Source organism: Mycobacterium sp. 852014-52450_SCH5900713 (assembly GCF_001667075.1).
Lineage (GTDB): Bacteria > Actinomycetota > Actinomycetes > Mycobacteriales > Mycobacteriaceae > Mycobacterium.
On the sequence record NZ_LZIL01000034.1, the window covers coordinates 91,199 to 116,203 of the forward strand.

Genomic DNA, 25,005 nt, shown 5'->3' on the forward strand with positions numbered 1-25,005 from the left:
GCGTTCCCGCGCGCGCGCCTTCGCAGAGACGTCGACCAACGGCCCGCTCACACTCACCTCCCGATGCGCTGAAATCCCAGCTGGGCGGCTGTTTGCCGCCTCTGCACCGAATACCCGGCAGCTAAAAACTTACGCGCGATACCGGCCCTGACGGGCCGATTTCACCGCGATGTCCTGCGGGTACTCCGCCCTGTCTATCGGCGGGCGGGCGGAAAGTATTTCAGCACTCCTTCTTGGACCACCGTGGCGAGGAGCTGCCCGGAGCGATCGAAGAAGTGGCCGGTGCCGAGCCCGCGCGAATCGGCGGCCACCGGCGACGACGTCGAATACAAGACCCAGTCGTCGAAGTCGACCTGCCGGTGAAACCACACCGAGTGGTTGGCGGAGGCGGCGAAGATGCGGTCGAAACCCCACGACAGTCCATGGGTGGTGATCACCGAGTCCAGCACCGTGGTGTCCGAGGAGTACACCATGGTCGCGGTGTGCAGCACCGGGTCGTCGGGCATGGTGCCGCCGGCCTTCATCCACACCCGGTTGTGCGGAAGCCGGTCGCCCTTCTCGCGCATCACCCAGGCCGGGTCGTTGGTGTAGCGCCACTCGATCGGCTGCAGCGCGTTGACGAAGTGCGGGACGGTCTCCTCGTAGCCGCGAAGCAGCTCGCTGATCGGCGGCTGCGTCTCGGGCTCGCCCACCTGCGGCGGGTCGACGGCGTGTTCGAGGCCGCGGCCGCCGGACATGTAAGAGATCATCGCCGAGGACAACAGAACGCCGTCCTGCACCGCGTCCACGCGCCGGTTGGCGAAGCGCCGCTCGTCACGCAGCCGGGTGACGTGGAATTCGATGTCCCTGGCGGTGTCACCGCCGTTGATGAAGTGCACCGACAGCGCGCTTGGCGGCAGGTCGTCGCGGGCCAGCGAGCGGCTGCTCGCGACGAACGACTGGGCCATCAGCTGCCCGCCGAACGTCCGCAGCGGGTTCTTGCTGGGATGAGACCCGATGAAACGGTCGTCGTCGACCCGATTGAGGTCGAGGGTCGCAAGCAGTTCCTTGAAGTCGGAATCGGTGCTGATTGCGGCCTCTCCTTGGCTCAATTGCTTAGACGTCGTCCTCACCGATCCGGTGCACATGGATGAGGTTGGTCGACCCTACAGTGCCAGGTGGCGCGCCGGCCACGATCACCACCAGATCACCGCGCTTGTAGCGACCGAGTTCCAGCAGCGACTTGTCGACCTGGCGGATCATGCCGTCGGTGGAGGTCATCATCGGGACGATGAACGTCTCGGTGCCCCACGTCATGGCAAGTTGGCTGCGGACCTCGGGCCACGCGGTGAAGGCCAGCAGCGGCAGCGGGGTGTGCAGGCGCGCCAGCCGCTTGACGGTGTCGCCGGACTGGGTGAAGGCGACCAGCGCCTTGGCGTCCAGGCGCTCGCCGATGTCGCGGGCGGCGTAGGAGATCACCCCGCGCTTGGTGCGCGGCACGTGCGTCAGCGGCGGAGCGGCGGTGGAATTGTCTTCGACGGCGCAGATGATCCGCGACATGGTCCGCACGGCCGCCAGCGGGTACTTCCCGACCGACGTCTCGCCGGACAGCATCACCGCGTCGGCGCCGTCGAGCACGGCGTTGGCCACGTCGGACGCCTCGGCGCGCGTCGGCCGGGAGTTCTCGATCATGGAGTCGAGCATCTGGGTCGCCACGATGACGGGTTTGGCGTTCTCCCGGGCCATCTGGATGGCCCGCTTCTGCACCAGCGGCACCTCTTCCAGCGGCAGCTCGACGCCGAGGTCGCCGCGGGCCACCATGATGGCGTCGAAGGCCAGCACGATCGCTTCCAGATTGTCCACGGCTTCCGGCTTTTCCAGCTTGGCGATCACCGGCACCCGCCGCCCGACCCGGTCCATCACTTCGTGCACCAGCTCGACGTCGGACGGCGAGCGCACGAAGGACAGTGCGACCAGGTCGACACCGAGGTCCAGCGCGAACGTGAGATCCTCGATGTCCTTCTCCGACAAGGCCGGAGCGGTCACATTCATCCCCGGCAGTGACATGCCCTTGTTGTTGCTGACCGGGCCACCTTCGGTGACGGTGCAGATCACGTCGTCGCCATCGATGCCTGAAACGACCAGCCCGATGTTGCCGTCGTCGACCAGCACCCGGTCACCGACCGCGGCGTCCGTCGCCAGCCTCTTGTAAGTGGTCGACACGCGGTCGTGGCTGCCTTCGCAGTCGGCGACGGTGATGCACACGGTTTCGCCGTCGGCCCAGTACGTGGCCCCGGTGGCGAACCGGCCCAGCCTGATCTTCGGGCCCTGCAGGTCGGCGAGTACACCGACCGCGCGGCCGGTGGTGTCGGAAGCGGCCCGTACCCGCTCATAGGCGGCCTTGTGGTCGGAGTAGTCGCCGTGACTGAAGTTCAACCGGGCGACGTCCATTCCCGCCTCGACCAGCGCCAGGATCAGCTCGTCCGAATTTGTCGCAGGGCCAAGGGTGCAGACGATCTTCCCGCGTCTACTCACGCCGACCCAGCATAGTCGCGTGGGTCCGCCACGGTCCGACCGAACGGGGTGTCGCGCTGTGCGTGGTTAACCACTATTAATCGCCGGAAACAGGGGGAAGCCCGGCAGGTTACGCAGCACGGTCCAAGCGATGATCGCCACCACCATCGTCAGCCACGCCGGCGTCGAGAGCGCCGGTCTGCCACGGCCCCGGCGGATCAGCAGCCATCCGGCCAGCATCGGGATGCCGACCAAGAGGAAAACGTTGTCGTTGACGGCGGCGAACAGGTCGCCGTGCAGCAGATCGTGCGTCATCCGCAGGCCACCGCAGAACGGGCAATTCCAGCCGGTGAGCAATTTGAAGGGGCACTGGGGATACAACGAATTGGTGTTGTGCGGGTCGACCAGGCCGACGTAGCCGAGCGCGCCGCCGAGCACGACGGCGGTGCCGGCCGCGACGTACCGACGTGGGCGGTGACACTGATCCGCCGCGGTCCCGGCGGAATTGGGTTGCGTCACGTGTTCAGCATGCCAGACCGCGCGGCGGCTAGGGGTTCGACGACCGATTCCTTCGCAGCCGCCACCGGCTGCGTGGTGTCTTGTACGGCTCGGCGGCCGAAGCCGGTTCGGCCGAGTCCTGTGACCGCTCTGGCTCGGGTTCTGCTGTTTCGGCTTCGGCCTCTTCGGGTTCTTCCTCGTCGGCCTCTTCGGCTTCGGGCTCTTCGGCTTCGGCTTCTTCGGCTTCGGCGTCTTCCGCTTCGGCTTCGGCCTCGGGCTCTTCGGCTTCGGCTTCGGGCTCTTCGGCTTCGGCTTCGGCGTCGGGCTCTTCGGCTTCGGGCTCTTCGGCTTCGGCGTCTTCCGCCTCGGGCTCCTCGGCCCCGCCTTCGTCGGGCTCCGCCGCCTCCGCACTGACCGTCTCGGCCTCCGCGGTTTCCGGCTCGTCGGCTTCGTCGGCGTTATCCGTTTCGGCTGCGTCGGCGGATTCGGTGCCGGCCGCGCCCGCCGCGATCGATGCCCCGGCGGCGGCGACGGTCGCGAGCTCTTCCGCGGGCTCCGCTTCCGCGGATTCCTCGGCCTCCTTGCCGCGCAGGCTTTCGGGGGCCTCGCGTCCCTTCGGGGCCACCATGAGGTACACCACGGCCCCGATGAACACGAACGTCGAAGTGAACGAATTGATCCGGATGCCCGCGATGTGAGTGGCGGTGTCGTCGCGCAGCAACTCGACACCGAAGCGCCCGACGCAGTAGCTGGCCACGTATAACGCAAAGAGTCGCCCGTGGCCCAGCGTGAATCGTCGGTCCGCGTAGATCAATACGGCGAACACCAGGACGTTCCAGATCAATTCGTACAGGAACGTCGGTTGCACGACGAGTGCCACCTGGCCCGTCGACACACCGTCCAGCGAATGGGGGTCGACGTATCCCGACGGGTCACGGCGGTAGAAGATCTCCAGACCCCACGGCAGGGTGGTCTCCCGGCCATAGAGCTCCTGGTTGAAATAGTTGCCGAGCCGGCCGATGGCCTGCGCCAAGATGATTCCCGGCGCAATCGCGTCGGCGAATGCCGGCAGCGGAATCCCGTGACGCCGGCAGGCGATCCACGCGCCGACGCCGCCCAGGGCCACCGCGCCCCAGATGCCCAGGCCGCCGTCCCAAATGCGTACGGCCCCGGCCAATCCGGCGCCGCCCGGCCCCCAATAGGTCCGCCAGTCGGTGGCCAGGTGATAAAGGCGGCCGCCCACCAACCCGAATGGCACCACCCACAACGCGATGTCGTAGATCACCCCGCGCTGCCCACCGCGGGCCTCCCAGCGGCGGTCGCCGATCAGCAGCGCCGCCACGATGCCGGTGATGATGAACAGCGCGTAGGCGCGAATGGGCAGCGGCCCGAGGTGCCAAACACCCTGGGGCGGGCTGGGAAAATACGTCGGCAGCATCGTCATCAGGCGGATGCCTTCTGCCGAACGCCTGCGGCCAGCTCCTCGGTCAACGCCCGCAACGCGGGCAACCCGCCCTCACCGAGCGCCGACACCAGCGCGGAGCCGACGATGACGCCGTCGGCGTAGCTGCCGATCTGCGCCGCCTGCTCTCGCGACCGCACGCCCAGGCCGACACCGACGGGTATGTCCGACACCGCCTTTACCCGTTGCACCAGTTCGGGCGCGGCGTTCGACACCGCGTCACGTGCCCCGGTGACCCCCATCGTGGAAGCAGCGTAGACGAACCCGCGCGACGCCTCGACCGTCATCGCCAGCCGTTGCGGCGTCGACGAGGGCGCCACCAGGAAAATGCGATCCAACCGATGCTCCTCAGCTGCGGCCAGCCACTGGCCGGCTTCGTCGGGGATGAGGTCTGGGGTGATCATGCCCTCCCCACCGGCCGACGCGAGATCCCGCGCGAACGCGTCGACCCCATACCGCAGCACCGGATTCCAATAGGTCATCACCACAGCGCGGCCGCCGGCCGCACTGATCGCCTCGACCGCGGCCAGCGTGTCCCGCACCCGCACTCCCCCGTGCAGCGCGACCTCGGTCGCCCGGGCGATGGTCGGCCCGTCCATGCCGGGATCCGAATACGGCACCCCGACTTCGATGATGTCGCAGCCGGATTCGACCAGGGCGAGCATTCCGTCGACCGAACCCGGCACGTCGGGGTAACCGGTGGGCAGATAACCGATCAGGGCCGCGCGATTGTCTTTGCGGCACATCTCGAAAACCGGCCCGAGCCGGCTGGCTTGCTTTTGTTCCACGGTCATCGCTCGCCGGGCCCCATCAGGCCGAACCATTTCGCGGCCGTCTCGACGTCCTTGTCCCCCCGGCCTGACAGGTTCACCACGATGATGGTGCCCTGCCCCAATTCGAGGCCGAGCTTGACCGCACCGGCGACCGCGTGCGCAGATTCGATGGCCGGGATGATTCCCTCGGTGCGGCACAGCAGCGCGAACGCATCCATCGCCTCGGAGTCGGTGATCGGCCGGTATTCGGCACGCCCGATCTCCTTGAGATACGCGTGTTCGGGGCCCACCCCCGGATAATCGAGACCCGCTGAGATCGAATGGGATTCGATGGTCTGGCCGTCCTCGTCCTGCAGCAGGTAAGAGAACGACCCCTGGAAAGCCCCCGGCGAGCCGCCGGCGAATGTCGCGGCGTGCCTTCCCGTTTCGACGCCGTCGCCGGCCGCCTCGAAGCCGAACAGGCGCACGCCCGGGTCGTCGATGAACGGGTGGAAGATACCGATGGCGTTGGATCCGCCCCCGACACAGGCCACGACCGCGTCGGGCAACCGGCCCGCCTGGGCCTGAATCTGCACGCGCGCCTCTAAGCCGATGATGCGCTGAAAATCGCGCACCATCGCCGGAAAGGGGTGCGGCCCCGCCGCGGTACCGAAACAGTAGTAGGTGTTGTGGGCGTTGGTCACCCAGTCTCGAAACGCCTCGTTGATGGCATCTTTGAGCGTTTTCGAGCCGCTCTGGACCGACACGACCTCGGCGCCCAGCAGCCGCATCCGCGCCACGTTGAGCGCCTGACGTGCGGTGTCCACGGCGCCCATGTAGATAACGCATTCCAGGCCGAGCAGCGCGCACGCGGTGGCCGTGGCGACGCCGTGCTGGCCGGCGCCGGTCTCGGCGATGACCCGGTTCTTGCCCATTCTCTTGGCCAGCAATGCCTGACCGAGGACATTGTTGATCTTGTGAGAACCGGTGTGGTTCAGGTCTTCTCGCTTGAGGAAGATGCGCGCCGAGCCGGCATGCTCGGACAGCCGCCTGGCCTCGTACAGCGGCGACGGCCGGCCGGCGTAGTTGACTTGCAGGTCGTCCAGGGTGTCCAGGAAATCGGGGTTGATGCGTTCCTTCTCGTAAGCGGCGGTGACCTCTTCGATCACCGCCATCAACGCCTCCGCGACGTAGCGTCCGCCGTAGAGACCGAAATGACCACCGGCGTCGGGTTCGTGACGGGTGGGTTCGGCGACGGCTGCACTCGGAAGGGGAAGGTCCGGGCGGGACAGGTTGACCATCACCAAGGCTCTACGCGGGGACGGCTCATGGGGTTCAACGTTTCAGCGCCGGGGCTCTTCAACTGACTTAACGATTAGCGAGACGGTTTCGGGCAGGACGGGTGGGTACCCGCGGTGACCAGGTCGGCGACCGCGGCGCGCGGGTCACCGCTTTTCACCAGACCCTCGCCGACCAAGACGGCGTCCGCACCGGCGCCGGCATAGGCCAAGAGATCCCCGGTGCCACGGACGCCGGACTCGGCGATCCTGATCACGTTGCTGGGCAGCCCGGGCGCGATCCGCGCGAAGCAATCCCGGTCGACCTCCAGCGTGGCGAGATCGCGCGCGTTGACACCGATTACGTTGGCCCCGGCCTTCAGCGCGCGGTCGGCCTCCTCCTCGGTGTGCACCTCGACAAGGGCTGTCATGCCCAGTGATTCGGTGCGGTCGAGCATCGACACCAAAGCCGACTGGTCCAGTGCGGCCACGATGAGCAACAGCATGTCGGCGCCGTGGGCACGGGCCTCGTGGATCTGATATGGCTGCACGACAAAGTCTTTGCGCAACACCGGTATCGAGACCGCGGCCCGAACGGCGTCGAGGTCGTCGAGGGAGCCGTGGAAACGGCGCTCCTCGGTGAGCACGCTGATGATCCGCGCTCCGCCGTCCTCGTACGCCCGGGCCAGTTTTGCCGGATCGGCAATGGTCGCCAGGGATCCCGCGGACGGACTGGCGCGCTTCACTTCGGCGATGACGCCGATGCCGGGCTCGCGCAGGGCGGCCATCACGTCACGCGGCGGCGCGGCGGCGGCAGCGGCGGCCTTGATTTCGGACAGGCTGATGAGGGCTTCGCGCGCGGCAACGTCGGCCCGGACTCCCTCGAGGATGGAGTCAAGCACGGTAGCCGGACTCATGCCTGTTGCTTCCCTTCGTGCCGTTACCCATCGCGACCCCACGGCCTGCCTGACAAACTCCAGCCGAACGCGACGACGTGAATGAAGGGTAGCGGCCCTCGGCTGACGGCCCGTCACCGACCCTCGGTGTCCGAGCCGTGCGGCCGATCGGTTGGGTCCCGGCCCTCGTCAAGCGCGTCCCAGATCATCCGCTCCGACATTTCCGGCGTCTCCGGCTTCTCCAGCATCGCCCCATCGGTGCCCTCGCGTAGCGCATTTGAGCGGCGCGTCGCCGGCGCCGCATACTTTTCCGCGCTCAACCGGGCCGACTTGGAATCTGCCGCGGACCGCAGCAACAGGACGGCCGCGACCAGGGTGCACGCCGCCGCGGCCACCGCGATGCCCGCTCCCCAATAGCGTCGCTCGCTGCCCACCAGCGACATCAGTGCGACGTGCCCCAGATCGGCCCCGCGCACGGCGACGTCCGGCAGCACCCACAGGCTGACCCCCAGATATCCGACCGCCAGGCTGGCCACCGCCAGCAGCCCCGCCAGCACGCGCAACGGCCAGCCGCGCACCGCGATCGCCGCCACGGCCGTCGCCAGCATGAGCACCGCCAACGGCAACAACGCCGTCGACCATGAGGCGCCGGACAGCGTCACCTCGCGCGGCGGACCCAGCCCGTCGAACGACCGGATCACCACCCACGGCAGCCGGGACGCCGCCCACAGCGCCGCCGCGGCCAGCACCAGCAACACCTGGGCCACCCCGACGAACAGCCGGGCCCGCCGACTCGGCCGGGCCTCAGTCATGGCCACCGGTCTCCGGGGCGGTCAGTGTCTCGGCGGCGGCGATCGCGTTGAGCACCGCGCGCGCCTTGTTGGCGGCCTCGGTGTACTCATAGGGCCCGTTCGAGTCGGCCACCACACCGCCGCCGGCCTGCACATAGGCGGTGCCGTCGCGCATCAGCGCGGTGCGGATGGCGATCGCGAAGTCGGCGTTGCCGGCGAAGTCGAGGTAGCCGACGACGCCGCCGTAGAGGCCACGACGCGTCTTCTCCACCTCCTCGATCAGCTCCATCGCCCGCACCTTCGGTGCGCCCGACAGCGTCCCCGCCGGGAAGCAGGCCGTCACCGCATCCAGGGCGGTCCGACCCTCGGCGAGCATCCCGGTCACGGTCGACACCAGGTGCATGACGTGGCTGTAGCGCTCGATGTGGCTGTAATCCTCGACGCGTACGGTGCCCGGCGCGCAGACCCGGCCGAGGTCGTTGCGGCCCAGGTCCACCAGCATCAGGTGCTCGGCGCGCTCCTTCTCGTCGGCCAGCAGTTCCTTTTCCAGCAGCTGATCCTCTTCCTCGGTCTGCCCGCGCCACCGCGTGCCGGCGATCGGGTGCGTCGTCGCCCAGCCCTCGGTGACGGTGACCAGTGCCTCCGGGCTGGACCCGACGACCGAAAAGTCGGTCCCGCCAGTGCCATTCGGCACATGCAGCAGGTACATGTACGGGCTCGGGTTGGTGACCCGCAACATCCGGTACACGTCGATCGGGTCGACAGCGGTATCCATCTCGAAGCGCTGGGAGGGGACGACCTGGAACGCCTCGCCTGCGGCGATCTGCTCGACGAGGTAGTCGACGATCTTCCCGTACTCCTCGACGGTGCGCTGCGAGCGGTACCGCGGCTCGGGCCGGTCGAACGTGGCGACCGTCGACGGCAGCGGCTGGCCGAGCGCCGAGGTCATCACGTCCAGGCGCGCGAGCGCGTCGTCGTAGGCCTCGTCGACCCGTTCGTCGGTGCCGTTCCAGTTCACCGCGTTGGCGATCAGCGTGATGGTGCCCTCGTGGTGATCGACCGCCGCCACGTCGGTGGCCAGCAGCAGCAACATGTCGGGCAACTGCAGGTCGTCGACGGCCAGCTCGGGCAGGCGTTCCAGGCGTCGCACCATGTCGTAGGCGAACAAACCGACCATGCCGCCGGACAGCGGCGGCAGTCCGGGCAGGGTGCCGGTGGCCAGCAGCTCCAGGGTGGCCCGCAGCGCGTGCAACGGGTCGCCGCCGGTGGGCGCGTCCTGCGGCACGGCGCCCAGCCAAACCGCTTCCCCGTCGCGGACGGTCAGGGCCGACGGCGCCCCGGCGCCGATGAACGACCACCGCGACCAGGATCGGCCGTGCTCGGCGGATTCCAGCAGGAACGTGCCCGGGCGATTGGCGGCCAGCTTGCGGTAGGCCGACAGCGGCGTCTCGCTGTCGGCCAGCACCTTGCGGGTCACCGGAACCACGCGGTGCTCGGCTGCGAGCTGGCGGAAGTCCTCTCGGGAGGTCGTCGCGGCGAGGTGGGCGTGCACCGAACCATCCTCCCAGACGGGTTGCCGGGGCTCGCGGGCGTAGCGTGGCGCCCATGAAACCTGGTGACACCGTCGAGGACTTCGAACTTCCCGATCAGACGGGGACGCCGCGCAAGCTCAGCGAGTTGCTCTGCGGCGGACCGGTGGTGCTGTTCTTCTACCCCGCCGCGATGACGCCCGGCTGCACCAAGGAAGCCTGTCATTTCCGCGACCTGGCCGCGGAATTCGCCGCCGTGGGCGCCAACCGGGTCGGCATCAGCGCCGATCCCGTGCAGAAGCAGGCCAAGTTCGCCGAGCTGCAGAAGTTCGATTACCCCCTGCTGTCGGACACCGAGGGCACCGTCGCCGCGCAGTTCGGCGTCAAGCGTGGCCTGCTCGCCAAGCTGCTGCCGGTCAAGCGCACCACCTTCGTCATCGACACCGATCGCACCGTGCTCAACGTCATTTCCAGCGAGTTCAGCATGGACACCCACGCCGATAAGGCGCTGGAGACCCTGCACGGCCGGTCAGCGCCTACGGGCTGATCGCCAGGAACACGTAGGCGGCGAGCAGCACCAGGTGCAACTCGCCCTGCAGCCGGGTGGCCCGCCCGGGGACGACCGTCAGCATGCTGATCACGACGGTCAGCGCCAGCAGCACCAGCTGAATGGGGCCCAGGCCGAGCACCAGCGGTCCCCTGAGCCAGATGGACGCCAGGGCGATCGCCGGGATGGTGAGTCCGATGCTGGCCATCGCCGAGCCGTACGCCAGGTTGAGGCTGGTCTGGATGCGGCCCTGCCGCGCGGTGCGCGCGGCCGCCAGGGTCTCCGGCAGCAGCACCAGCGTGGCGATCACCACGCCGACGAATGACTGCGGGAACCCGACCGCGGTCACCGCGCGCTCGACGGCCGGCGATTCCTCCTCGGCCAGTCCGACGACCGCGACGAGGGCGACCAGCAGCAGCCCGAGGCTGCCGAGCGCGGCGCCGCGGCTCGGCGGCTCGGCGTGGCTTTCATCCTCGAACAGCCGCTTCTTCTGGCCTTTCTGCGCGACCGGCAGGAAGAAGTCGCGGTGGCGCACCGTCTGCGTGAATACGAAGACCAGATAGACCAGCAATGACGCGACCGCCGCGAACGTCAGTTGGCCCCGGGAGAACTCCCGGCCCACTTGGCTGGTGGTGAACGCGGGCAGCACCAGGCTCAGCGTCGCCAGCGTGGTGACGGTGGCCAGCGCGGCGCCGCTGCCCTCGGCATTGAACAGCGTCACGCCGTAGCGCCGCGAGCCGAGCAGCAGCGACAGCCCTGCGATGCCGTTGGTGGTGATCATCGCCGCCGCGAACACGGTGTCCCTGGCCAGGGTCGCGGCCTCGTTGCCGCCGGATGCCATAAGCGAGACGATGAGCGCCACCTCGATCACCGTCACCGCGGCCGCGAGCACCAGCGAGCCGAATGGCTCACCGACCCGGGCCGCGACCACCTCCGCGTGGTGCACCGCGGCCAGCACGGCTCCGATGAGCAACGCCGCGGCCAACGCGACCAATGCCGGGCCCAGCTTCTCGCCCCAGATCACGGCCAGCACGGCGACGGCGAGCAGCGGCACGACCGCGGTCCACGACACCCGTCTCAACATCGCCCGCCATTCTCATCCACGGCTCGCGATCGGGCGACTTCGGCCTCGGTCCTGGTTTTCTCGGCCCGCACGACGGCGATGCCGCGACGTCCTTGAGCCGAAAGTCCTCGGACGTCCGCGACCAAAGTCCCTACGTTTGGCCGGCGGCGTTTCGTACGGTCCCAACATTCGCCTCGGCTTTACACGGGCTCGGCCGGAGGGAAGTCAGGACAGGCATATGTCCGGACGCTGAACTCTCAGCGCGGCCGGAGCAAAGGGGGAAGCAGTGTCAGCTACCCGAACCACCGCACAAAGCGGCACCAACGGTCCGATTCGAAACCATCTCCGCAGTGTGCAGACCCGGGATCGCGACGCCTGGGTTTCCAAAGCGCTCTGTCGCACCGGCGACCCGGATGAATTGTTCGTTCGCGGCGCCGCCCAGAGAAGGGCCGCGACGATCTGCCGGCACTGTCCGGTGGTCCTGGAGTGCGGCGCCGACGCGCTGCAAAACCGGGTCGAGTGGGGAGTCTGGGGCGGCATGACGGAACGCCAGCGACGCGCGCTGCTCAGGCAGCACTCCGACGTGGTGTCATGGGTCGACTTCCTGGCCGCCGCCCGGCGGCAGCGTCGCACCGCGATTTAGCGCCGGGGCGCTCGCTCGGACCGCAGCAGCCTACGACTCCGGTGCCAGCAGCAGGTCGGCGTCGAAGCAGCTGTGGTCGCCGGTGTGGCAGGCGGCGCCCACCTGGTCGACCGTCAGCAGCACGGTGTCGCCGTCGCAATCCAGGCGCACCGAGTGCACGTGTTGGGTGTGGCCGGACGTCGCGCCCTTGACCCACTGCTCGCCGCGGGACCGCGAATAATAGGTCGCCTCACGGGTTGCCAGGGTGCGGGCCAGCGCCGCGTCGTCCATCCAGGCGACCATCAGCACGTCGCCGGTGCCACGCTCCTGCACGACGGCGGTGAACAGGCCGTCGGCGTTGCGCTTCAGCCGCGCGGCAATCTGCGGGTCGAGCGTCATCGGACCGTGATCCCCTCCGCGGCCATGGCGGCCTTCACCTGGCCGATGGTCAGCTCCCGGAAGTGAAACACGCTGGCCGCCAACACCGCATCGGCGCCGGCGGCGACCGCGGGCGCGAAGTGTTCGGCCGCGCCGGCACCACCGCTGGCGATCACCGGCACCGTGACCGCCGACCGCACCGCTTGCAGCATCGGCAGGTCGAACCCGGCCTTGGTGCCGTCGGCGTCCATCGAGTTCAGCAGGATCTCCCCCACGCCCAGATCGGCGCCGCGGGAAGCCCATTCAACGGCATCGATTCCCGTCCCACGCCGTCCGCCGTGGGTGGTGACCTCCCAACCGGACGGTGTGGGCACCGACTCCGGGGGGACCGTGCGGGCGTCGACCGACAGCACGATGCATTGCGAGCCGAACTGCCGCGCCATTTCTTCCAGCAGGTCGGGGCGGGCGATCGCGGCCGTGTTGATCGAAACCTTGTCGGCGCCCGCGCGCAGCAAGACGTCGACGTCGGCCACCGTGCGAACCCCGCCACCGACGGTCAGCGGAATGAAAACCTGCTCGGCCGTGCGGCGCACCACGTCCAGCATGGTGGCCCGGCCCGACGACGAGGCGGTGACGTCGAGAAAGGTGAGCTCGTCGGCGCCTTCGGCGTCGTAGGCGGCCGCGAGCTCGACGGGATCGCCCGCGTCGCGGAGGTTTTCGAAGTTGACCCCCTTGACGACCCGTCCGGCGTCGACGTCCAGGCACGGAATCACCCGCACCGCAAGGCCATTCGCGGAGGACATCTCAGAAGTCCTCCGGTCGGCCCGTTTTGCGCAGGATCTCGAGTATCTCGGCGTGTGCGCGGGGGCCCGCGGCCAGTGCGGAATCCGACGCGGGGCTCCACGGCTGCCCGTGGGTGTCGGTCACGACACCGCCCGCCGCCTGCACCAGCGCGACGCCGGCGGCGTGGTCCCACACATGACCGCCGAAACTGATCGAGCCACCGAGGACCCCGTCGGCGACGTAGGCCAGGTCGAGCCCGGTGGACCCGTGCATCCGCAACCGCGACGAGACCCGACTCAGACTCTCCAGCACCGCGATCCGGTAGCGCCCCGGGAACCGGCCCCGCGCGTCGGCGCTGAACGAGCCGGCGCCGATCAGGGCGTCGGCCAGGTCGATGTCGGCCAGGGGCGGTTGCGCGACACCGTTTTTCATCAGTGGGCCGTCCACCACAGCGGTGTAGCGCTGGTCGACGAAGGGCAGCCAGGTCAGCCCGGCCACCGGGTCGCCGCGATGCAGCAGGCCCAGCAGGATCCCCGCCATCGGCGAGCCCGCCGCGTAGTTGAACGTGCCGTCGACGGGGTCGAGCACCCACACCCACTCCGAGTCGACTTCGGCACCGCCGAACTCCTCACCGTGCACACCGATGCCGGTCGCCTCTTCCAGCGCGCCGACCACCTGCCGCTCGATCGCGAGGTCGACGTCGGTGGCGAAGTCGTTGCCCTTCTTCTGGACCGCCGAATCGGCGCGATGGCCGGCGAGGAACGGCTCGGTGGCGTCGTCCAGAATCGCCGAGGCCTTCTCCACCAATGCGTCCAGATCCGCCACGGCCCTACCCCGCAACCGCGGCCAGCGCCTGTGGCAGGGTGAACCGCCCGGCGTAGAGGGCTTTGCCCACGATGGCGCCCTCGACCCCGCGGTCGGTGAGAGTGGCGATCGCGCGCAGGTCGTCCAGGCTCGACACGCCACCGGAGGCGATCACCGGGGCGTCGGTGCGCTCGGCGACGGCGGCCAGCAGGTCGAGGTTGGGGCCGCCCAGCGTGCCGTCCTTGGTGACGTCGGTGACGACGAACCGCGAACACCCTTCTCCGTCAAGGCGTTCCAGCACTTCCCACAGGTCGCCGCCGTCGGTTTCCCAGCCGCGTCCGCGCAGTCGGTGCTGCCCCGCCGGCCTGGTTTTGTCGATCTGGACGTCCAGTCCCACGGCCACCTTGTCGCCGTGTTCGCTGATCGCGCGGGCACACCACTGGGGGTTCTCCAAGGCCGCCGTACCCAGGTTGACCCGGGCGCAGCCGGTGGCCAGCGCCGCGGCCAGCGAGCCGTCGTCACGGATCCCCCCGGAGAGCTCGACCTGCACGTCGAGCTTGCCGACCACCTCGGCCAGCAGTTCGCGGTTCGAGCCGCGCCCGAACGCCGCGTCCAGGTCGACCAGGTGGATCCATTCCGCCCCGTCGCGCTGCCAGTTCAGCGCCGCGTCCAGTGCCGAGCCGTATTCGGTTTCGCTACCCGCCTTGCCCTGGACCAGCCGCACGGCACGGCCGTCGACCACGTCGACCGCGGGCAACAAGATCAACACATTCCCTCCCAAGCCGCTCGTCACAGTGCCTCAATCCAGTTGCGCAGCACGGCCGCGCCCGCATCCCCGCTCTTTTCGGGGTGAAACTGGGTGGCCGACAGCGCACCCTGCTCGACGGCGGCCAGAAAGGGCACCCGGTGGGTGGCCCAGGTGAGCACGGCCTCGGGCGGACCCTCCCAGCGCTGCGCGGCATAGGAGTGCACGAAATAGAAGCGGGTATCGGAGTCCAGCCCCTTGAACAGGGTGGTGCCTCCCCCGGCGTCGACGACGTTCCAGCCCATGTGCGGGATCACCGGAGCATCCAGCCGGGTGACCTCTCCCGGCCACTGGCCGCAACCCGTTGTCTGCACACCGAATTCGACGCCGCTGGCGAACAGGATCTGCATGCCCACGCAGACGCCCAGCACCGGGTGCCCGGCGGCGACCCGGTCGGCGATGATGCGGTCCCCCTTGACTCTGCGCAGGCCCGTCATGCAGGCCTCGAAGGCCCCGACGCCGGGCACCACCAGCCCGTCGGCGGCGGCCGCCGCATCGGCGTCGGCGGTCACCTCGACCGATGCACCCGCCCGCTCGAGCGCGCGCTGGGCCGACCGTAGGTTGCCCGAGCCGTAATCCAGGACCACAACGGATGGTTTTGTCACAGAACACCTTTGGTGGACGGCACGTCCGAAACCCGGGGATCGGGCTCGACGGCCTGACGCAACGCTCGCGCCACCGCCTTGTACTGCGCCTCGGTGACGTGGTGCGGGTCGCGCCCGTACAGGACGCGCACGTGCAGCGCGATGCGGGCGTTCATGGCCAGCGACTCGAACACGTGCCGGTTGATCACGGTGTGGTAGGGCACCGAGCTGCCGGCAATGGTGGTGTGTCGCAGGTGATCCGGCTCCCCGGTGTGCACGCAGTAGGGCCGGCCGGACACGTCGACGACGGCGTGGGCCAGCGTTTCGTCCATCGGGATGAAAGCGTCGCCGAACCGGCGGATTCCCCGCTTGTCGCCCAGGGCCTGGCCGAGCGCCTGCCCCAGCACGATGGCCGTGTCCTCGATGGTGTGGTGGCCCTCGATCTCGACGTCGCCCTTGGTGCGGACATTCAGGTCGAAGCTGGCGTGGGTGCCCAGCGCCGTCAGCATGTGGTCGTAGAACGGCACGCCGGTGTCGACGTGGACCTGCCCGGTGCCGTCGAGGTCTAGCTCGATGACGATGTCGGATTCCTTGGTGCGACGCTCGATATGCGCGCGCCGAGTCGCAATAGTGGTCACGGGGCTCCTACTGGGGTGGCTGGGGTCAGTTCGGTGGCGGCGATTTGGGCGCTGGCCCGCAGGAACGCGTCGTTCTCCTGGGCCAGTCCGGTCGTGGCCCGCAGGTAGCCGGCAATCCCGACGTCGCGGATCAAGACGCCGGCGTCCAAGTAGCGCTGCCACGCGGCCGGAGCGTCGGCGAACTGTCCGAACAGCACGAAGTTCGCATCGCTGGGGATCACGCGAAAACCCATGCCGGTCAGGGCGGTTGTGACCCGTTCCCGTTCGGCGATCAGCGCCGCAACGCTACTCAGGGTGTCGTCGGCGTGTCGCAGCGCGGCCCGGGCCGCGGCCTGCGTGATCGACGACAGGTGATACGGCAGCCGGACCAGCAGCATCGCGTCGATCACCGCGGGCGTGGCGATCAGGTAGCCGAGCCGCCCGCCGGCGAAGGCGAACGCCTTGCTCATTGTGCGGGTGACGATGAGCTTGGTCGGATACTCCCGCACCAGCCCGACGGCACTCGGCTCGGAGGAGAACTCGCCGTAGGCCTCGTCCACGATCAAGATTCCCGGCACCGCGTCGAGCAGCCGCCGCAGAGCCGGCAGCGAAACGCTCTGCCCGGACGGGTTGTTCGGGCTGGCGATAAAGACCACATCGGGTTGATGTTCGGCGACGGCGGCGACCGCCCTGTCCACGTCGAGGTTGAAGTCGTCGGCGCGGACACCCTCCAGCCATTCCGTGCGCGTGGCGCCGGCGATGATCGGGTGCATCGAGTAGGACGGGGCGAACCCGATCGCGGTGCGCCCGGGCCCACCGAATGCCTGCAGCAGCTGTTGCAGGATCTCGTTGGATCCGTTTGCGGCCCAAATGTTTTCCAGCCCGAGCTGCACGCCGGTCTGCGCCGTGAGGTAGCCGGCGAGATCGCGGCGCAGGTCCACCGCGTCGCGATCGGGATAGCGGTGCAGGTCGGCGGCCGCCTCGGCCACCGACCGCACCACATCGTCCACCAGCGCCCGGCTGGGCGGGTGCGGGTTCTCGTTGGTGTTCAGCCGCACCGGGACGGCCAGTTGCGGTGCGCCGTAAGGTGATTTGCCGCGCAGGTCCTCGCGCAGGGGCAGGTCGTCCAGCGTGGGGTGTTCGGTCATCGCTCGAACCTCCGCCGGATCGCCTCGCCGTGCGCCGGCAGGTCTTCGGCCTTGGCCAGCGTGACCACGTGTCCCGAGACGTCCTTGAGGGCGGCCTCGGTGTAGTCGACGACGTGGATGCCGCGCAGGAAGGTCTGCACCGACAGGCCGCTGGAATGGCGCGCCGAGCCCGCCGTGGGCAGCACGTGATTGGATCCGGCGCAGTAGTCGCCGAGGCTCACCGGCGAGTACGGGCCGACGAAAATGGCTCCGGCCGAACGTATTCGGCCGGCGACCTCCGGCGCGTCGGCGGTCTGGATCTCCAGGTGCTCGGCGGCGTAGGCGTTGACCACCTGGATGCCGGCGTCGAGATCGTCGACCAGGATGATCGCCGACTGGCGGCCGCCGAGCGCCGCGGTCACCCGGTCGCGATGCACCGTGGTCCGTAGCTGGGCGGCCACCTCGGCTTCGGTCGCGGTGGCCAGGCCCTCGCTAGCGGTGACCAGAACGCTGCCCGCCATCTCGTCGTGTTCGGCCTGGCTGATCAGGTCGGCGGCCACATGCGCCGGGTCGGCGGTGTGGTCGGCGAGGATGGCGATCTCGGTGGGCCCGGCCTCGGCGTCGATGCCGACGCGCGAGCGGCACAGCCGCTTCGCGGCGGTGACGTAGATGTTGCCGGGCCCGGTGATCAGGTCGACCGGCGCCAGCTCGGAGCCGTCCGTGTCGGTGCCGCCGTGGGCCAGCAGCGCCACCGCCTGGGCGCCGCCGACCGCCCACACCTCGTCGACCCCGAGCAGCCGGGCGGCGGCCAGGATCGTCGGATGGGGCAGGCCGTCAAAGCGGGCCTGCGGCGGGCTGGCCACCACCAGCGAGTCGACGCCGGCGGCCTGCGCGGGCACCACGTTCATCACCACGCTGGACGGGTACACCGCGTTGCCGCCGGGCACGTACAGGCCCACCCGCTCGACCGGCACCCACCGCTCGGTGACCGTCGCGCCCGGGCCGAGCGTGGTGGTGACGTCGGCGCGCCGCTGGTCGGCGTGCACTTTGCGGGTGCGTTCGATCATCATCCGCAGGGCGTCCACAACGTCGGGTTCCAGGCCGGCCAGCGCCGCCTCCAGAGCCTCCTCGGGCACCCGGACGGCCGAGGGCCGCACGCCGTCGAACGACGCCCCGAACTCCAGCGCCGCCTCGGCGCCGCGCTCGGCCACGGCCTGCACGATCGGCCGCACCTTGGGCAGCACGCTCTCCACGTCGGCGCCGCCGCGCGGGAGCGCGGTCCGCAATCGGGCAGCCGTCAGCTCGACGCCCCGCAGGTCTATGCGGGCCATCACGGGTGCTGAAGCGGTAGTCATTGCCTCCATTGTCCCAGAGCAACTCAAGTCGATATCCGCCCGGTACAGTGCCCTTGAAAAGCCGGGTTAGGCCCACAAAAGTCAGGGAGTTGTCATGTCCGCGAAGGATCACCCCAATAACGCCCCGGGCGTCCCGATGGTGTTCCCGCCCTGGTTCGAGCGCTTCCAGATCAAGTATTTCAACCCGGCGGTCAAGCCGATCGCCCGCTTTCTGCCCGGCACGGCGACCATCAAGCACCGCGGCCGCACCTCCGGCACGCCGTACGAGACGATCATCACCCCCTACCGCAAGGGAAACGTGCTGGCGATCGCGCTGGGCCACGGCAAGACGAACTGGGCCAAGAACGTCCTGGCGGCCGGCGAGGCCGACGTGCAGTTCAGCCGCAACCGCGTGGTGCACATCACCAACCCGCGCATCCTGCCGGCCGGCACCGAGGGTCCCGACGCCGAACGCCTGCCGCGGATGGCCCGCATGCAGCTGCGGCGAATCGGCGTGTTCGTCGGCGACATCGCCTAAAGGTCGGGCGCCCTTTCGCGCGTGCGCTCACGGCGGCGACGCGCCGTTTGGGCGCGCACTCGCCGCCCGGAACGCATACTCCGGCGGACTACGCCCTGGTGAAGACCGTCTTACCGGTCATCGTCGGCCAGGCCGAGGGGGCGTCCTCCCACGCGACGACGCGGTCGACGGCCGGCGACACGTCCAGGCCGCCCGCGAGCAGCTCGAGTACCCGCGGGATGACCGTGCGCGCGCTGACGCGTCCGGTGATGAACCGCACGCCGCGCGAGTACATCGGCAGCAACGGCATCTCGACCCGATATTCGGGGTAGATCCCGGTGTCGGTGCACACGCCGTCCGGCCAGGTGGCACGCAGCGTCGCCGCTAGCAACGCGGGATCGCTGGTGGTGTGCACGGTGACCGGGTAAGGGCCCCAAGACTTGTCGGGTTTGGCCACGTCGTGGACCGCCGCGCCGAGCTTCTCGGCTGCGGCCAGCCGCTGCGGGTCGGTGTCGACGTAGTCGACGTGGGCGCCCAGCGCCGCGGCGATCGCGGCCGAGTAGAGGCCGATCGACAGCCGCCCGAGCACCAGGACGCGGCGATCGACGGGATCGAGCGCATCCAGTTCCGCACCGAACGGCCCGACGGTGCGCCAGCCGTCGGGGATGTTGTCCGACAGCGAGGCCATAGCGACTGGGTCGACGGCGTCGGGAAAAGGGACGAGCATCGCGTCGGCGTACGGGACCAGCACCAGGTCCGACATGAAGCCGCCGCCGTCCAGGCCGGCGATCGGAGCCATCCCGTAGGCCGCCATCAGCGGCACCGCGCTGCACGAGCCGGTCACGCCACGGCGGCATTCGCGGCAGTCCCCGCAGTTGATCTGAAACGGCACCACGACCCGGTCGCCGACCCGGGCGCCCCTGACGTCGTCGCCGACGGCGACGACCTCGGCCAATCCTTCGTGGCCCACCGCGTACCCCGGCGGCAGCGGCAGCCGCCCGTTGCACACAGCGACGTCCAGGTCGCAACACGCCACCGCCAGCGGCCGCACGAGCGCCTGCCCGGGCTCGGTGAGCTGCGGCTCGGGCACCTCGCGCCACGCGTATCGCCCGGCTTCTTCGTAGGTCAGCTGCCTCATCTCTGCATTCTTGAGTGATCACTCAAGTAAAGTCAAGAGCGTGCCGAGACCCGACCGCAGTCGCCCCGCGTTGATCGATACGGCCGCCACGCTGTTTCGCCGCCAGGGCTACGCGGCGACCGGCCTGAACCAGATCCTCGACGAGGCCGGCGTCAAGCCCGGTTCGCTGTATCACCACTTTCCGCAGGGCAAGCAACAACTGGCCGCGGCGGTCGTCGAGACCGAAGGCGCCGGCATCGAGCAACTGCTGCGCCGCTTCCTGGCGACGGGCCGGCCGGCGGCCGACATCGTCGACCGCTGGATCGACCTGCTGGCGGCGGGGCTGGCCGGCGACCGGCGCGACGGCTGCCCGATCGAGCCGATCGCCACCGAGTCGGTGCACGCGAGCCCGCTGGTGCGCGAGGCGTCGGCCCGCGCCTTCGGTGGCTGGTGTGCGGCCCTCGAGGAGCGGCTGCGCTCCGACGGCTGGCCCGCAGCCGAGGCCAAAGACGTTGCGCTGGCGGTGATCTCGTTGATCGAGGGGGCGCTGATCCTGTCCCGGATCTCCGGGAACGCGGGCGCGCTGGACGCCGCCAAGCCCGCCGCACGCACGCTGCTGCGCGGCTGAGGGCCCTACATGTCCAGGCCGATGTCGAGCGCGCGCACGGAATGCGTCAGCGCGCCGACGGCCAGGTAATCGACCCCGGTGGCGGCGTAGGTGGCGGCGTTCTCCAAGCTGAGCCCGCCGGACGACTCGAGCAGCACCGCCGGCGCGCGCGCCTCGCGCCGCTGCACGGCCATCTGCGTCTGCCACACCGGGAAGTTGTCCAGCAGCACCAGTTCCGGCTTTTCGCCCAGCACCTCGTCGAGCTGCTCGAGGGAGTCCACCTCCACCTCGCACGGTAGATCCGGCGCCGCGTCGCGCACCGCCCGCAGCGCGTCGACCACCGAGCCCGCGGCCACCACGTGGTTGTCCTTGATCAGCGCCGCATCGCCGAGCCCCATCCGGTGGTTGACGCCGCCGCCGACCCGCACCGCGTACTTCTGCAGCGCGCGCAGCCCGGGCAGGGTTTTGCGGGTGTCGCGGACCTTGGCCTTGGTGCCGTCCACGGCCTCGACCCAGGCCGCCGTTGTGGTGGCGATGCCCGAAAGGTGACAGACCAGGTTAAGCATGGTCCGCTCTGCGGTCAGCAGGCCGCGGGCGTCCGCGCGCACGGTCAGGGCCGGCTCGCCCGGTTGCAGCCGGGCGCCGTCCTCGACGCTGTGCACCACTTCGTAGCCCCCGGCGAGGACCGCGTCGAGGACCAGCAGCGCGACCTCGACGCCGGCGATCACGCCCGGCTCCCGGGGCACCATCGACGCCGTCGCCATCGCACCGGCGGGCACCGTCGCGAGGGTGGTGATGTCGGGGCCGTAGCGCAGGTCCTCTTCCAGACCGCGCCGGATGATGTCCTGAGCGGCGCTTCGTTCGTCGGGCAGCATCATCAGCCCACTGCCTCCAGCGCCTCCACCAGCACCGAGTTCTGGTCCTCGGCCAGCCGCAGCATGCTGCTGCGCGCCTGTTCCGGTGCGGGGTCCGGGTATTCGGCGCGATGGTGGCAGCCCCGGCTCTCGTTGCGGGCCAGGGCGGCGGCCGTCACCGCGCGGGCGGCGACGGCCAGCGCGACGTCCTCGAAGTCGCGGCGGCCGGAGATGGGGCGCACCCGCGCCCCCGACAGCGTGTCGGACAAACGATGCAGCCCGGCGGCGTCGCGCACCACCGAGGCGTCGCGGCTCATCGCGGCCTGCAATGCGCCGCGCTCCGGGGCGGTGTGGGCGATGGGCTCGGGCTCGACAGCCCTGACGCGCCCGGCCGCCATCGCGTGCGCGGCCGCGGCTTTCCCGGCGCGGCCACCGACCACCAGGCCCTCCAGCAGGCTGTTGGACGCCAGCCGGTTGGCACCGTGCAGTCCGGTGCGCGCCACCTCGCCGGCGGCGAACAGGCCGGGCAATTCAGTCTGGCCGTGCACATCGGTGACGACGCCGCCGCAGCTGTAGTGCGCCCCCGGCACGACCGGGATGGGTTCGCGGACGGGGTCGATGCCGGCTGCGCGGCACGCGGCGGTCACGGTAGGGAACCGGGCCGCGAAACCGTCGATGCCGCGCGCGTCGAGGAAAACGCATGGGTCGCCGGTGGCCTTCAGCCGGGTGTCGATGGCCGCGGCGACGACGTCACGCGGTGCCAGGTCGCCCATCGGGTGAACACCGGCCGTCACCGAATTACCTTGCCGATCAAGGAGTATCGCGCCCTCACCGCGGATCGCCTCGGTGACCAGCGGGCGCCGCCCGCCGCTCCCGCCGAACAGCATCGTCGGGTGGAACTGGATGAACTCCAGGTCGCTGACCGCGACGCCGGCCCACAGTGCCAGCGCGATTCCGTCACCGGTGGAGCCCTCCGGATTGGTGGTCGCACCGTAGAGGTGCCCGAGACCTCCGGAGGCCAGGATCACCGCGGGCGCGTTGATGATTCCGTAGCCGTCCACGCTGCCCAGCAGGACCCCGGTGACTGCGGCATCGTTGTGCAGCACCCGCAGGGCCACGTGGCCGGCGCGGATGTCCAGCCTGGCCGCGGCGTGGTCGAGCGCCCGCTGCACCTCGGCTCCGGTGGCGTCACCGCCGGCGTGCACGATCCGCCGCCGCGAGTGCCCGCCCTCGCGCGTCACGTCCCAGCGGCCCGGGTATGCCTCGTCGAATCGCGCTCCGGCACCGACCAATTCGGACACCGCCCGGTAGCCGTCGGCGACGATGGAATACACCGCGTCGGGGTCGCAGAGGCCGGCGCCGGCCGTCAAGGTGTCAGCGACGTGGGCCTCCACCGAGTCATCGTTGTCGGGCAAGACCACCGCGATGCCGCCCTGCGCGTAGTGGGTCGCGGTCCCCCCCTTCGCCTGGTCGGCCTTGCTGAGCACGACGACGCTGCGGCCGGCGCGATGGGCGGCCAGCGCCGCGGCCAATCCCGCGACACCGGTACCGATGACGACGACGTCGGCGCTGTGGGTCCAGGCGGGGCGGACGGTCATTCGCCGCCGCCCGGCTGACCGATTTCGATCATTCGCTGCACGCTGCGGCGGCCCGCCGCCGCGATCTCCGGGTCGACATCGACTTCGTCGGCCCCGTCCACCAGGCAGCGCAGCAGGGCCGCGGGCGTGATCATCTTCATGTACTTGCAGGACGCCCGGTCGTTGACCGCGCGGAAGTCGACCTGCGGGGCGGCCCTACGCAGCTGATGCAGCATGCCGACCTCGGTCGCGACCAGCACCTTGCGGGCCCGGGTTTGGTGCGCCGCGTCGAGCATGCCGCCGGTGGACAGGATCTTCACCCGATCCGCCGGGAAGGCGCCCTCGCCGGCGAGGTACAACGCCGAAGTGGCACAACCGCATTCGGGATGGACATAGAGGTCGGCGTCGGGGTTCGCCCGCGCCTGCTCGGACAGCTCGTCGCCGTTGATCCCGGCGTGCACGTGGCATTCACCGGCCCACACGTGCATGTTCGTGCGGCCGGTCACCCGGCGCACGTGGGCGCCGAGAAACTGGTCCGGGCAGAACAGCACCTCGCGGTCGGGGTCGATGGACTCGACCACGTCGACCGCGTTGGACGACGTGCAGCAGATGTCGGTGAGCGCCTTCACGGCGGCGGTGGTGTTGACGTAGGAGACGACGACGGCGCCGGGGTGCTCGTCGCGCCAGGCGCGCAGCTCGTCGGGGGTGATGGAGTCGGCCAGTGAGCAGCCGGCCCGCTGGTCCGGGATGAGGACCGTCTTGTCGGGACTGAGGATCTTGGCGGTCTCGGCCATGAAGTGCACCCCGCAGAACACGATGGTGTCCTCGGGCGCCTCGGCGGCGATCCGCGACAGCGCCAGTGAGTCGCCGACGTGGTCGGCGACGTCCTGTATCGCGGGCAGCTGGTAGTTGTGCGCGAGCACGGTGGCGCCGCGCAGCTTCGCCAGTCGGCGAATCTCGGCGGCCCACTGCTCGTTGCCCTCCACACCGGCGTAACCGGCCGGTGAATCCGTGACGTCGGCCATCATGTCTTCGGCGAGCGTGTCCATGCGATTTATAACCGTCACGGCGGCTCCTTTCAGCCCAGGAGGTTTTCGACTTATAATCGAAAACATGGCCCATGGTAACACCGCCCACGAAGTGCTCGCGGTCGTATTCCAGGTTCGCCATGTCACCAAGCAGGTTACGAAGGGCCGCCCGACGGAAAAACCGCAGCTTAACGTGCTGTTATGGCAGCGTGCCAAGGATCCGCAGCGGGGCGCCTGGTCGCTGCCGGGAGGACAGCTGCGCAACGACGAGGACATGACCACCTCGGTGCTGCGACAGCTGGCCGAAAAGGTGGACCTCAAAGAGCTCGCGCACCTGGAACAGCTGGCGGTGTTCTCCGACCCCGACCGGGTGCCGGGTGCCCGGGTGATCGCGTCGACGTTCCTGGGGTTGGTGCCCTCCCCCGCCACCCCCGAGCTGCCGCCGGACACCCGCTGGCATCCGGTGAGCTGCCTGCCGCCGATGGCCTTCGACCACGGCCCGATGGTGACCCACGCGCACACCCGGCTGATCGCCAAGCTGTCCTACACCAACCTCGGGTTCGCCTTGGCCCCAAAGGAATTCGCGCTTTCTACGCTCCGCGACATCTACGGCGCCGCGCTCGGCTACCAAGTCGATGCGACGAACCTGCAACGCGTGCTGGTCCGCCGCGGCGTGATCAGCCAGACGGGCACCATCGCGCAGTCGGGCCGCAGCGGCGGGCGGCCGGCGGCCCTGTACCACTTCACCGACTCCCGACTGCGGATCACCGACGAATTCGCCGCCTTACGGCCCCCCGGCTAGGCTTGTGAAAAGCGTCTTCGGGTGACGCGATCGCAAATCGATGCCAGTGGCGCGTCCGACTCTGCACGCCCCGGCAACAAGTCGCTCACAGTGCGGCGATTACGTTTTGGTTACCTGCCGTTCGTGCGCGACAATGCCGGA

The 25,005-nt window shown here is 69.6% G+C and carries 27 protein-coding genes; 5 read left to right on the forward strand and 22 right to left on the reverse strand.

Features of this window, described 5'->3' with window-relative positions:
• Positions 1–194: 194 nt before the first annotated feature.
• The 9 genes from A5773_RS09220 to A5773_RS09260 form a co-directional block, all read right to left on the reverse strand.
• The gene (locus A5773_RS09220; protein WP_156664367.1) at positions 195–1,070 is read right to left on the reverse strand and encodes an acyl-CoA thioesterase II; all 876 of its coding nucleotides are present in this window, start codon (positions 1,068–1,070) and stop codon (positions 195–197) included.
• A gap of 25 nt (positions 1,071–1,095) precedes the next feature.
• Positions 1,096–2,514 (reverse strand): pyruvate kinase, encoded by a 1,419-nt coding sequence (gene pyk / locus A5773_RS09225; protein WP_066953177.1) that lies wholly within the window; start codon positions 2,512–2,514, stop codon positions 1,096–1,098.
• Positions 2,515–2,580: 66 nt separating this feature from the next.
• A complete protein-coding gene (locus A5773_RS09230) occupies positions 2,581–3,012 on the reverse strand; it encodes a DUF2752 domain-containing protein (RefSeq protein WP_066953179.1) in 432 nt (143 codons plus the stop codon).
• Positions 3,013–3,040: 28 nt separating this feature from the next.
• Positions 3,041–4,435 (reverse strand): prolipoprotein diacylglyceryl transferase, encoded by a 1,395-nt coding sequence (locus tag A5773_RS09235; RefSeq protein ID WP_067790605.1) that lies wholly within the window; start codon positions 4,433–4,435, stop codon positions 3,041–3,043.
• Entirely contained in the window at positions 4,435–5,247 is an 813-nt protein-coding gene (trpA, locus tag A5773_RS09240) for a tryptophan synthase subunit alpha (protein WP_066953183.1), read from the reverse strand. Before trpA ends, A5773_RS09235 begins: the two co-directional genes overlap by 1 nt.
• The gene (gene trpB / locus A5773_RS09245) at positions 5,244–6,506 is read right to left on the reverse strand and encodes a tryptophan synthase subunit beta (protein WP_067262489.1); all 1,263 of its coding nucleotides are present in this window, start codon (positions 6,504–6,506) and stop codon (positions 5,244–5,246) included. The genes trpA and trpB overlap by 4 nt, the downstream gene beginning before the upstream one ends.
• A gap of 74 nt (positions 6,507–6,580) precedes the next feature.
• Positions 6,581–7,399 (reverse strand): indole-3-glycerol phosphate synthase TrpC, encoded by an 819-nt coding sequence (gene trpC, locus A5773_RS09250; RefSeq protein WP_066953187.1) that lies wholly within the window; start codon positions 7,397–7,399, stop codon positions 6,581–6,583.
• 113 nt (positions 7,400–7,512) lie between these two features.
• Positions 7,513–8,190, reverse strand: coding sequence for a TIGR02234 family membrane protein (locus A5773_RS09255; RefSeq protein ID WP_067262616.1), 678 nt, complete (start codon positions 8,188–8,190; stop codon positions 7,513–7,515).
• Positions 8,183–9,721, reverse strand: a complete 1,539-nt coding sequence (locus tag A5773_RS09260) for an anthranilate synthase component I (protein ID WP_067262492.1) — start codon at positions 9,719–9,721, stop codon at positions 8,183–8,185. The genes A5773_RS09255 and A5773_RS09260 overlap by 8 nt, the downstream gene beginning before the upstream one ends.
• 53 nt (positions 9,722–9,774) lie before the next feature.
• Here A5773_RS09260 and A5773_RS09265 point away from each other — a divergent pair, with 53 nt between their 5' ends.
• Complete coding sequence (locus A5773_RS09265) at positions 9,775–10,245, forward strand: peroxiredoxin (protein WP_067790608.1); 471 nt, start codon at positions 9,775–9,777, stop codon at positions 10,243–10,245.
• On the opposite strand, the gene A5773_RS09270 is transcribed toward A5773_RS09265, so the two are convergent.
• Positions 10,235–11,329, reverse strand: coding sequence for a calcium:proton antiporter (locus tag A5773_RS09270; protein WP_066953195.1), 1,095 nt, complete (start codon positions 11,327–11,329; stop codon positions 10,235–10,237). The genes A5773_RS09265 and A5773_RS09270 overlap by 11 nt on opposite strands.
• A 265-nt stretch (positions 11,330–11,594) precedes the next feature.
• Between A5773_RS09270 and A5773_RS09275 the strand changes: the two genes are divergently transcribed.
• A complete protein-coding gene (locus A5773_RS09275; RefSeq protein WP_067262497.1) occupies positions 11,595–11,951 on the forward strand; it encodes a WhiB family transcriptional regulator in 357 nt (118 codons plus the stop codon).
• Positions 11,952–11,981: 30 nt separating this feature from the next.
• Here the strand turns inward: A5773_RS09275 and hisI are convergent, their stop codons facing one another.
• The 8 genes from hisI to hisD are packed head-to-tail and all read right to left on the reverse strand — an operon-like array spanning position 11,982 to position 18,362.
• On the reverse strand, positions 11,982–12,329 hold the full coding sequence (gene hisI / locus A5773_RS09280; RefSeq protein ID WP_066953197.1) for a phosphoribosyl-AMP cyclohydrolase: 348 nt from the start codon (positions 12,327–12,329) through the stop codon (positions 11,982–11,984).
• Complete coding sequence (hisF, locus tag A5773_RS09285) at positions 12,326–13,111, reverse strand: imidazole glycerol phosphate synthase subunit HisF (RefSeq protein ID WP_066953198.1); 786 nt, start codon at positions 13,109–13,111, stop codon at positions 12,326–12,328. Before hisF ends, hisI begins: the two co-directional genes overlap by 4 nt.
• A gap of 1 nt (position 13,112) precedes the next feature.
• A complete protein-coding gene (locus A5773_RS09290; protein WP_067790611.1) occupies positions 13,113–13,916 on the reverse strand; it encodes an inositol monophosphatase in 804 nt (267 codons plus the stop codon).
• A 4-nt stretch (positions 13,917–13,920) separates the two neighbouring features.
• A complete protein-coding gene (gene priA, locus A5773_RS09295) occupies positions 13,921–14,664 on the reverse strand; it encodes a bifunctional 1-(5-phosphoribosyl)-5-((5-phosphoribosylamino)methylideneamino)imidazole-4-carboxamide isomerase/phosphoribosylanthranilate isomerase PriA (protein WP_066953202.1) in 744 nt (247 codons plus the stop codon).
• Between the two features lie 20 nt (positions 14,665–14,684).
• Entirely contained in the window at positions 14,685–15,305 is a 621-nt protein-coding gene (gene hisH / locus A5773_RS09300; RefSeq protein ID WP_067262502.1) for an imidazole glycerol phosphate synthase subunit HisH, read from the reverse strand.
• A complete protein-coding gene (gene hisB / locus A5773_RS09305) occupies positions 15,302–15,922 on the reverse strand; it encodes an imidazoleglycerol-phosphate dehydratase HisB (protein ID WP_067262512.1) in 621 nt (206 codons plus the stop codon). Before hisB ends, hisH begins: the two co-directional genes overlap by 4 nt.
• Positions 15,919–17,049 carry a histidinol-phosphate transaminase gene (locus A5773_RS09310; protein ID WP_067262514.1) on the reverse strand — a complete coding sequence of 377 codons (1,131 nt, stop codon included), beginning with the start codon at positions 17,047–17,049 and terminating at the stop codon, positions 15,919–15,921. Before A5773_RS09310 ends, hisB begins: the two co-directional genes overlap by 4 nt.
• Positions 17,046–18,362, reverse strand: coding sequence for a histidinol dehydrogenase (hisD, locus tag A5773_RS09315; protein ID WP_156664308.1), 1,317 nt, complete (start codon positions 18,360–18,362; stop codon positions 17,046–17,048). Before hisD ends, A5773_RS09310 begins: the two co-directional genes overlap by 4 nt.
• A 115-nt stretch (positions 18,363–18,477) precedes the next feature.
• Between hisD and A5773_RS09320 the strand changes: the two genes are divergently transcribed.
• Positions 18,478–18,900, forward strand: a complete 423-nt coding sequence (locus A5773_RS09320) for a nitroreductase family deazaflavin-dependent oxidoreductase (protein WP_066953212.1) — start codon at positions 18,478–18,480, stop codon at positions 18,898–18,900.
• Between the two features lie 88 nt (positions 18,901–18,988).
• Here A5773_RS09320 and A5773_RS09325 read toward each other — a convergent pair whose 3' ends face one another.
• Positions 18,989–20,017, reverse strand: coding sequence for a zinc-binding dehydrogenase (locus tag A5773_RS09325; RefSeq protein ID WP_067262518.1), 1,029 nt, complete (start codon positions 20,015–20,017; stop codon positions 18,989–18,991).
• Positions 20,018–20,057: 40 nt separating this feature from the next.
• Between A5773_RS09325 and A5773_RS09330 the strand changes: the two genes are divergently transcribed.
• Complete coding sequence (locus tag A5773_RS09330; protein ID WP_066953216.1) at positions 20,058–20,624, forward strand: TetR/AcrR family transcriptional regulator; 567 nt, start codon at positions 20,058–20,060, stop codon at positions 20,622–20,624.
• A 5-nt stretch (positions 20,625–20,629) separates the two neighbouring features.
• Here the strand turns inward: A5773_RS09330 and nadC are convergent, their stop codons facing one another.
• From nadC to nadA, 3 genes are read right to left on the reverse strand one after another with little or no spacing between them, the layout of a single operon-like run.
• A complete protein-coding gene (nadC, locus tag A5773_RS09335; protein WP_066953218.1) occupies positions 20,630–21,481 on the reverse strand; it encodes a carboxylating nicotinate-nucleotide diphosphorylase in 852 nt (283 codons plus the stop codon).
• Positions 21,481–23,055: an L-aspartate oxidase gene (locus A5773_RS09340; protein ID WP_066953220.1), complete on the reverse strand. Its 1,575-nt coding sequence runs from the start codon at positions 23,053–23,055 to the stop codon at positions 21,481–21,483. Before A5773_RS09340 ends, nadC begins: the two co-directional genes overlap by 1 nt.
• Positions 23,052–24,101: a quinolinate synthase NadA gene (gene nadA, locus A5773_RS09345; RefSeq protein ID WP_067262521.1), complete on the reverse strand. Its 1,050-nt coding sequence runs from the start codon at positions 24,099–24,101 to the stop codon at positions 23,052–23,054. Before nadA ends, A5773_RS09340 begins: the two co-directional genes overlap by 4 nt.
• A gap of 46 nt (positions 24,102–24,147) precedes the next feature.
• Here nadA and A5773_RS09350 point away from each other — a divergent pair, with 46 nt between their 5' ends.
• Positions 24,148–24,864 (forward strand): NUDIX domain-containing protein, encoded by a 717-nt coding sequence (locus A5773_RS09350; protein ID WP_067790615.1) that lies wholly within the window; start codon positions 24,148–24,150, stop codon positions 24,862–24,864.
• Positions 24,865–25,005: the final 141 nt, after the last annotated feature.